The 7,889-nt window shown below is 66.4% G+C and carries 9 protein-coding genes and 1 pseudogene; 3 read left to right on the top strand and 7 right to left on the bottom strand.

The annotated features are described in order from the left end of the window. The 6 genes from rpsD to rpiB form a co-directional block, all read right to left on the bottom strand. On the bottom strand, window positions 1-389 hold a 389-nt coding region (rpsD, locus tag Q0071_RS20585; protein WP_298174159.1), incomplete at its 3' end, for a 30S ribosomal protein S4. A 356-nt stretch (window positions 390-745) separates the two neighbouring features. Then, window positions 746-1,483 carry an RNA methyltransferase gene (locus Q0071_RS20580; RefSeq protein WP_298174157.1) on the bottom strand — a complete coding sequence of 246 codons (738 nt, stop codon included), beginning with the start codon at window positions 1,481-1,483 and terminating at the stop codon, window positions 746-748. Next, a complete protein-coding gene (nrdR, locus tag Q0071_RS20575) occupies window positions 1,480-1,956 on the bottom strand; it encodes a transcriptional regulator NrdR (RefSeq protein ID WP_298174155.1) in 477 nt (158 codons plus the stop codon). The genes Q0071_RS20580 and nrdR overlap by 4 nt, the downstream gene beginning before the upstream one ends. Before the next feature lie 6 nt (window positions 1,957-1,962). Further along, complete coding sequence (locus Q0071_RS20570; RefSeq protein WP_298174153.1) at window positions 1,963-2,166, bottom strand: hypothetical protein; 204 nt, start codon at window positions 2,164-2,166, stop codon at window positions 1,963-1,965. Between the two features lie 3 nt (window positions 2,167-2,169). Continuing rightward, complete coding sequence (gene glyA, locus Q0071_RS20565) at window positions 2,170-3,480, bottom strand: serine hydroxymethyltransferase (protein ID WP_298174151.1); 1,311 nt, start codon at window positions 3,478-3,480, stop codon at window positions 2,170-2,172. Continuing rightward, entirely contained in the window at window positions 3,480-3,932 is a 453-nt protein-coding gene (gene rpiB, locus Q0071_RS20560) for a ribose 5-phosphate isomerase B (protein ID WP_298174149.1), read from the bottom strand. Before rpiB ends, glyA begins: the two co-directional genes overlap by 1 nt. Window positions 3,933-4,147: 215 nt before the next feature. Between rpiB and Q0071_RS20555 the strand changes: the two genes are divergently transcribed. From Q0071_RS20555 to Q0071_RS20545, 3 genes are all read left to right on the top strand, one after another. Next, window positions 4,148-5,833, top strand: coding sequence for a M20/M25/M40 family metallo-hydrolase (locus Q0071_RS20555; protein ID WP_298174147.1), 1,686 nt, complete (start codon window positions 4,148-4,150; stop codon window positions 5,831-5,833). Window positions 5,834-5,898: 65 nt separating this feature from the next. Then, entirely contained in the window at window positions 5,899-7,182 is a 1,284-nt protein-coding gene (locus tag Q0071_RS20550) for a flavin-dependent oxidoreductase (protein WP_298174145.1), read from the top strand. Further along, the gene (locus tag Q0071_RS20545; protein ID WP_298174143.1) at window positions 7,179-7,634 is read left to right on the top strand and encodes a DUF3237 domain-containing protein; all 456 of its coding nucleotides are present in this window, start codon (window positions 7,179-7,181) and stop codon (window positions 7,632-7,634) included. The genes Q0071_RS20550 and Q0071_RS20545 overlap by 4 nt, the downstream gene beginning before the upstream one ends. Before the next feature lie 152 nt (window positions 7,635-7,786). Here the strand turns inward: Q0071_RS20545 and Q0071_RS20540 are convergent. Next, window positions 7,787-7,889: pseudogene (locus Q0071_RS20540) on the bottom strand (IS630 family transposase); the annotation flags it as partial.

Here is a 7,889-nt window from a genome sequence, read left to right as displayed (position 1 = left end):
ATGTTGCACTTCACGCCGTTGACGCGGATGTGGCCATGGCTGACGATCTGGCGGGCCGAGAAGATCGTCGGCGCGAACTTGGCGCGGTAGACGATCATGTCGAGGCGCTGTTCGAGCAGGCCGATCAGGTTCTGGCCGGTATCGCCCTTCATGGACGCGGCTTCCTGATAGGTGCGCTTGAACTGCTTTTCGGTAACGTCGCCGTAGTAGCCCTTGAGCTTCTGCTTGGCGCGCAGCTGGATGCCGAAGTCCGACACCTTGCTCTTGCGGCGCTGGCCGTGCTGGCCGGGGCCATAGGCGCGGCGGTTGACCGAGCTCTTCGGGCGGCCCCAGATGTTTTCGCCAAGACGGCGGTCAATCTTGTGCTTCGATGCCTTGCGCTTCGACATGGCAAGTCCTTTCAATTTGCTATGCGGCCAGCCTGAGCCGACCTATGGGAACCAGCCTTGAGGCCGGCGTTTCGTAGACCCGGAACCGCACCATGTTCCCCTACGGGGCATGCGGCCACTGCTTCACCGGGCGTGCAGGGCCAATTGCGAAGGCGCGCCTAGACCAGCGATTGGCGGGAATGTCAAGGCGGGAGTGCGTTTCCTGCGTGGATGCGCAGAGAAGCAGGAAGAGATGGTTCGCGCAGAGATCGCAGAGTTCGCAGAGACGGGTTGAAGACCTTCGGCGCAGCCAACTTCGGCTCTCTCTGCGAACTCGGCGATCTCTGCGCGAACCAATATGGAAATAGGGACAGTCCCTATTTCTCCCTCGGGCCGGGCTTGCGCATGAGGGTGGTGAGCACGCCGCGCATGGTGCGCACTTCGAGGTGGTTCCAGCCCGGCTTGGTCAACATGGTGCGCAAGGTGCGGTGGGTCACGTCGGCGCGGCTGTAGGGTTCGAAGTAGCCGCGCGGCTCAAGGAGGCCGGTGATGTGGCCGATGAGGCCTTCGAGCTCCTCCTGCGGGGCAGGGGGGAGGAGGGGGTCTTCGGCTGGCGGCTGTGTGAGGCCGGCCTGGGGCGCGTGCTTGGACCATTCGTAGGCACAGAGGATGACCGCTTGCGCGAGATTGAGCGAGCCGAATTCGGGGTTGATCGGCACGGTAATGATGCTGCGGGCAAGCGCGACGTCATCGGTTTCGAGGCCGGAGCGCTCGGGGCCGAAGACGAAGGCGGTTCCGCCCACGGCGGTGGCGGCTTCCTTCGCGGCTTCCTCGGGCGTGAGGACAGGCTTGGTGACGCCGCGTTTGCGCACGGTGGTGGCGTAGACATGCGCGCAATCGGCGACGGCTTCGGCGAGGGTTTCGTAGACTTCGGCGTTCGCCAGCACGATGTCTGCACCGGCTGCCGCAGGGCCGGCGCTCGGATTGGGCCAGCCATCGCGCGGGGCGACGAGGCGCATGCGGGTGAGGCCGAAGTTCAGCATGGCGCGCGCGGCCTTGCCAATGTTCTCGCCGAGCTGGGGCCGGACGAGGACGATAACGGGGTTTGCAGTCACTTCCCGCCGACCTCGCGCACGGTGCTGGCGAATTCCTCGAAATCGCGCGCTTCGGTGAAATCGCGGTAGACGGATGCGAAGCGGATGTAGGCGACGCTGTCGAGCTGGCGCAGGCCTTCCATCACCATTTCGCCGATCTGGCGGCTTTCGACTTCGGCATCGCCCAGCGTTTCGAGCTGGCGCTGGATGCCCGAGACGAGGCGTTCGATACGTTCGGGCGCGACCGGGCGCTTGCGGCAGGCGAGCGCGACGGACTGTTCGATCTTGGCGCGGTCGAAGGGCTCACGTCGGGGTTCGCCGCCCGGCGCGCCCGCCTTCACGACCATGACCTCGCGCAGCTGCACGCGCTCGAACGTGGTGAAGCGCGCGCCGCAGCCTTCGCACTGGCGGCGCCGGCGGATCGAGGTGTTGTCCTCGCTCGGCCGGCTGTCCTTTACCTGACTCTCTTCATGGGCACAGAAGGGGCAACGCATGCGGTATTATTTTATGCGCTGCCAGAAGGCATAGCCTGCGCCGACGGCAAGGCCGAGGGGCAGCGACACGAACGGGAGCAGCGCGCCCGCCACTGCGCCGATACCCGCGCCGATCAGGACCGGCTTGGTCGACGGGTGGTCCATGCCCTGCTTCGCCATGCCGCTGATTTCAGTCTGGGCGCGGCCCAGAAGATCGTTGTTGTCAGACATGGTTCAAAGCTCCGGATAGATGGGGAAGCGGGCGCACAGGGCTTCAACCCGCTCGCGCACGCGTTGTTCCACCTGGCCATCGCCTTCATCACCATTGCGCGAAAGGCCATCGACGACTTCGGCGATAAGGGCACCGATCTGCCGGAACTCGTCCTCGCGGAAGCCGCGGGTGGTGCCGGCGGGGGTGCCGAGCCGGATGCCCGAAGTGACGAAGGGCGAGCGCGTATCGAAGGGGATGCCGTTCTTGTTGCAAGTGAGCCAGGCGCGGTCGAGGCCCTTTTCGGCAGCCTTGCCGGTCACGTCCTTGGGCGTGAGATCGACCAGCATCGAGTGGTTGTCGGTGCCGCCCGAGACGATGCCGAGGCCGGCTTCCTGCAGGCTGGCCGCCAATGCGCGCGAATTGGCGACGACCTGGTGGGCATAGGCCGCAAATTCGGGCTTGAGCGCCTCGGCAAAGGCGACCGCCTTGGCGGCGATGATGTGCATCAGCGGGCCGCCCTGCATGCCGGGGAAGACCGCCATGTTGATCTTCTTGGCGAGTGCCTCGTCGTTCGTGAGGATCACGCCCGAGCGCGGGCCGCGCAGCGACTTGTGCGTGGTGGTGGTGACGACATGCGCATGCGGGATCGGCGAGGGATGCGCGCCGCCAGCCACGAGGCCGGAGATGTGCGACATGTCGACCAGCAGGTACGCGCCGATCTCGTCCGCGATGGTGCGGAAGGCTTCCCAATCCCACACACGCGAATAGGCGGTGCCACCGGCGATGATGAGCTTTGGCTTGTGTTCATGCGCGGTGGCGCGAACCGCGTCCATGTCGATCTGGTGATCTTCGCGGCGCACGCCATAGGCGACCGGCTTGAACCACTTGCCCGACATGTTGACCGGCGAACCGTGGGTGAGGTGGCCGCCCGAATTGAGATCGAGGCCCATGAACGTGTCGCCCGGCTGGAGCAGGGCGAGGAACACGGCCTGGTTCATCTGGCTGCCCGAATTGGGCTGCACGTTGGCAAACTCGCAGCCGAACAGCGCCTTGGCGCGCTCGATGGCGAGCGTTTCCACGACGTCGGCATATTCGCAGCCGCCATAGTAGCGCTTGCCGGGGTAGCCTTCGGCATACTTGTTGGTGAAGACCGAACCGGCGGCTTCAAGGCAGGCGAGGCTGGTGATGTTCTCGGACGCGATCAGTTCGATCTTGGTCTGCTGGCGGTTCAGCTCGCCCCGGATCGCGGCGAAGACTTCGGGATCGGCGGCGGCGAGATGTTCAGTGAAAAAGCCGGCTTTGCGGATTTCCTGTGAGGGGGCTGCAACGTTCATCAGCAGGGCTCCTTTGCGAAAGCGGGGCAGGCAAGTTTGTCGACGCGGCCCTGGTGGCGACCGCCGAGGAATTCACCGGCGAGGAAGGCTTCAAGGCAGGCCTTGGCCATTTCCGGGCCGATCAGCCGCGCGCCCATGGCAATGGCGTTGGCATCGTTGTGCGAGCGGGAGAGGCTGGCCGAGAGCGGTTCGCTGACCAGCGCGCAGCGCAAGCCCGGGTGGCGGTTGACCGCGATGGCGATGCCGATGCCCGAACCGCACAGCGCAACGCCGCGCTCCGCCGCGCCCGAGGCGACGGCTTCGGCGAGCTTGAAGCCATAATCGGGATAATCGACGCTGGCGGCGCTTTCCGGCCCCAGATCGAGCACTTCGTGGCCGAGTGCGGCGATATGGGCGGCAAGTTCGGCCTTGAGATCGAAGGCGGCGTGGTCTGAGGCGATGGCAATGCGCATGGGCGGAGGGTGGTCCTGAGCCGGGGGATTCGTGTGTCCAGAGCGCTTTAGGAGGGTTGGCCGAGCTTTGCCAGTGCGTGCGATTGCCTTAAGTGCAATATTAGGAAAAATAATAACAAGGAAGAACCCCTCCGCCCGTCTGTGGCAGGTCTGGGGGGTATGCATCTTGCGCAAACCTTTCGATCAGGCTTGGTTGCAAACGAGAGGGAGAGAACATGAGCAAACGGCTGATCCTGCTGGCGGCGCTAGTGCTGGGCATTTTGCTGGGTATTCGCGCGACGACCCCGCCTGCGCCGGTGGGGGCCGATGCGCCGCCGCAGGTCTTTGCCGCCGGGCGCGCGATGGCCGATGTGCGCATGATCGCGGCCCGGCCGCACCTTGCCGCCTCGCCCGAAAACGCCGCCGTGCGCGCGCATATCGCAGGGCGGATGGCGGCAATGGGGATGGCGGTGCACGAGACGCCGTTCACCGCGCCGCCTGAAAGCGCCAAGCGGCTGGCCTGGTGGAGCGGGAAGGACGTGCCGGCCCCGGTGCTCACCAATGTGATCGGGGTGCTTCCGGGCAAGGACCGCAGCCTGCCCTCCGTGTTGCTGATGGCGCACCACGATACCGTGGGCGGATCGCCGGGGGCGGCGGATGATACCGCAGGCGTTGCATCGCTGCTGGAGACGGTTCGGGCGGTGAGGGCCGGGGGGCAGCCTGCGCGCGACCTCATCGTCCTCATCACCGATGGCGAGGAACTGGGGCTCGATGGGGCGCGGCACTTCTTTACCGCCGATCCCTTGCGCGCGCATGTCGGCGCGGTGATCAATGTGGAGGCACGCGGCGGCGGTGGGCGGACGACGCTGTTCGAGACTTCGGCGGACAACGGCGCCGCGATTGGGCGGGCGGCGGGGGCGATCGCGCGGCCCGGCGGCTCCAGCCTCGCGGTGTTCATCTACAAGGTGCTGCCCAACGATACCGACCTGACCGAGACGCGTGGCGGGCCATGGACGGGCTACAACTTCGCGTTCATCGGGCGTCCGCAGCTCTATCACTCGCCCAAGGCGACCCCCGATGCGCTCGATCAGGGCGCGCTGCAGGATATGGGCGCGCAAGTGCTCGATCTGACGCGGGCGCTGCTGGTGGCGGAACCGCTGCCGGGCAGGGCGCCGGACGTGGTGTTCTTCGATGCGCTAGGCTTTGCGCTGGTGGTTTATCCGGCATGGGTAGGCTGGGCGATGCTGGCGGTGGGGGCCGTGTGCCTCGGCCTTGCCGCGCGGCGTGGCGGCGGCTGGAGGGATGGCCTGGCGGGTGCTGCGCGGATGCTGGCGCTGATCGGGCTCGCCGGGGTGATGCTGTGGGCGGTGAACGCGCTTTCGATCGGGCCGAACAAGGTGAATTACTATGACCGGCTGGCGGCGATCCCGCGGCTGGAAGTGATGGCGCTGTGCGGGGGGCTGGCGGCGTTCCTGCTGGCGCTGGGGGCATGGCGGGCCAAGCCGGCGGGGCTGGTGGGCGCGGCGCTGCCGCTCTTCCTGCTGGGACTGGTGCTGCAAGCGCTGGCACCGACGGCGGCCTATATCGTGGTGTTGCCGGTCATGCTGGCGGCGCTCGCCATGGCGGCGGGCGAGAGTGCGGGCGGGCGGCTGGTCACGCTGGCGCTGGGCGCGCCGGTGATCGGCTACATGATCTCGATGGGCCATTTCGTGATGCAGGGCGTGGGGCCCAGCCTGCCGATGGCGGCCGCGCTGCCACTAGCGCTCGCGGTGCTGGCTGTGCTGCCGCTGTGGGACGGCCTGAGCGCGCGGACGGTGCGGATGGTGGCGGCGGTGCTGCTGGTGGCGGCGCTGGGGACGGCGTTGACAGTGCGGCTCGATCCGCTGGCGGAGACCGTGCCGCCCTACAGCGCGGACAAGTGAGAGCCGTTGCAACGCCGAAGCCGAGCCTGTAGCGCCGCTATGGAACATAACATTCGGGGGAATGGATGGCCCAGAACGAGGTCTTGATTGCGGGCGGCGGCATTGGCGGGCTGGTACTGGCGCTGACGCTGCACCAGATCGGCGTGCGCTGCACGGTGCTCGAAAGCGTGCGCGAATTGAAGCCGCTGGGGGTGGGGATCAACCTGCAGCCCAATGCTGTGCGCGAACTGGAAGACCTTGGCATTGGCGAGGTGGAGCTTGACGCAGTCGGCATCCCGGCGCGCGAATGGGCGCTGGTGGGGCTGAATGGCAAGGACATCTATGCCGAGCCGCGCGGCAAGCTCGCAGGGTATCGCTGGCACCAGTATGCGGTGCACCGTGGGCAGTTTCATATGCTGCTCTACCGGACGGTGCTGGAGCGGCTGGGGCCGGATGTGGTGCGGCTGGGGTGCCGGGTTTCGGGATACCGCAAGGACGCCGATGGCGGCGTGACGGCGCTAGTCGAGCGGGCGGATGGCGGGCGCGAGGAGATCAGCGGCGCGCTGCTGATCGGCGCGGACGGCATCCATTCGGCGATCCGGGCGCAGATGCATCCGGATCAGCCGCCGATCCACTGGGGCGGGACGATCATGTGGCGCGGCACGGCGCGCGGAGTTCCGATCCGCAGCGGCTCCTCGTTCGTGGGGCTGGGGACGAGCCGGCACCGCGTAGTGCTCTATCCGATTTCGCACCCGGATGCGCAGGGCCTTGCCGATATCAACTGGATTGCCGAACAAACCTTTGATGCGAGCCATGACTGGACGCAATCGGGCTGGTTCCGCCCGGTGGCGCTGGCCGAGTTTGCGCATGAGTTCGAGGGCTTTGTCTACGACTGGCTCGATCTGCCTGCGCTGCTGGCAGGGTCTTACGTGGCCTATGAAAACCCGATGATCGACCGCGATCCGCTGCCGACATGGGTGGACGGGCCGGTCCTGCTGATCGGCGATGCAGCGCATCCGATGTACCCTACGGGCTCCAACGGCGCCTCGCAGGCGATCATCGACGCGCGCGTGCTGGGGCGGATCATGACGCAGCAGGGGGTGACCACGGCGAGCCTTGCCGCGTTCGATGCCGAGCTGTGCGCCCCCATCGGTGCGGTGGCGATGCGCAACCGGGGGGCGGGGCCGTTCGGCCTGCTCAACATGGTGGACGAGCGCTGCGGCGGGCAGTTCGACGATATCGACGCGGTGATCCCGGCGGAAGAACGCGCAGCGTTCATGCTGGCCTATCAGAAGGCGGCGGGCTTTGCGAAAGAGCAGCTCAACGCCGCGCCGCCGACGATCCCGGCGGGGGCAAGGGTTTTGGCATGACGATTACGCTGGAACACATCTGCGATCTGGTGGTTGAGCTTTCGCCCCCGCACGAAATGGGCACGGCGCTTTCGGGCACGCGGCGGATCATTCCGATTGTCGGCGGGACGGCGAGGGGGCCGCGGATCGAAGGCCGCATTCTGAACGTGGGCGCGGATTGGCAGACTGTGCAGGCAGGCGGCGTGGCGCAGCTGGATGCGCGCTATGCTATCCAGACTGATGACGGCGCGGTGATCGAAGTGGTGAGCCAGGGCATCCGCCACGCCTCCGCCGAAGTTGCGGCGCGAATCGTAGCGGGGGAGGCGGTGCCGCCTTCCGAATACTATATGCGCACCGCGATCCGGCTCGACAGCGGGCATCCGGACTACGCGTGGGTGGCGCGCTCGATCTATGTCGCCGATGGCGGCAAGGTGGGGAACACGGTGCGGTTGGCGGTTTATAGGGTGGGGTGAGGATTGGCAGGATCGCGCTTTTGGCAATAAGTCTTGCGAATGAGACCCGACCAATCCGTGCCCCCAGCTCAAAAGGCTTCACCCTACCGGTCCGGGGCACCGCATCCTTATGCTTGTTTTGGTTGCCGAAAGAGCTTTAGAGCGGTTTCCGTTCATTCCGGTTCATAGCCGCATGATTTGAAGTAGTTGGCGCATTCGTCTGGCTGGAAGATGTCGACGAGCCTGCCGATCAGGTCCCACAACCCGCTGACGGTT

The organism is Novosphingobium sp. (genome assembly GCF_027486195.1).
In the GTDB taxonomy this organism is placed as follows: domain Bacteria; phylum Pseudomonadota; class Alphaproteobacteria; order Sphingomonadales; family Sphingomonadaceae; genus Novosphingobium.
This window is presented reverse-complemented; position numbering and strand designations above follow the sequence as displayed.

Bases quoted from the DNA above. Each gene is read 5' to 3' on its own strand.
- glyA (WP_298174151.1), bottom strand. From the start codon at position 3,480: ATGAACGTTGCAGCCCCCTCACAGGAAATCCGCAAAGCCGGCTTTTTC.
- rpiB (WP_298174149.1), bottom strand. From the start codon at position 3,932: ATGCGCATTGCCATCGCCTCAGACCACGCCGCCTTCGATCTCAAGGCC.
- Q0071_RS20570 (WP_298174153.1), bottom strand. From the start codon at position 2,166: ATGTCTGACAACAACGATCTTCTGGGCCGCGCCCAGACTGAAATCAGC.
- nrdR (WP_298174155.1), bottom strand. From the start codon at position 1,956: ATGCGTTGCCCCTTCTGTGCCCATGAAGAGAGTCAGGTAAAGGACAGC.
- Q0071_RS20555 (WP_298174147.1), top strand. From the start codon at position 4,148: ATGAGCAAACGGCTGATCCTGCTGGCGGCGCTAGTGCTGGGCATTTTG.
- Q0071_RS20545 (WP_298174143.1), top strand. From the start codon at position 7,179: ATGACGATTACGCTGGAACACATCTGCGATCTGGTGGTTGAGCTTTCG.
- Q0071_RS20550 (WP_298174145.1), top strand. From the start codon at position 5,899: ATGGCCCAGAACGAGGTCTTGATTGCGGGCGGCGGCATTGGCGGGCTG.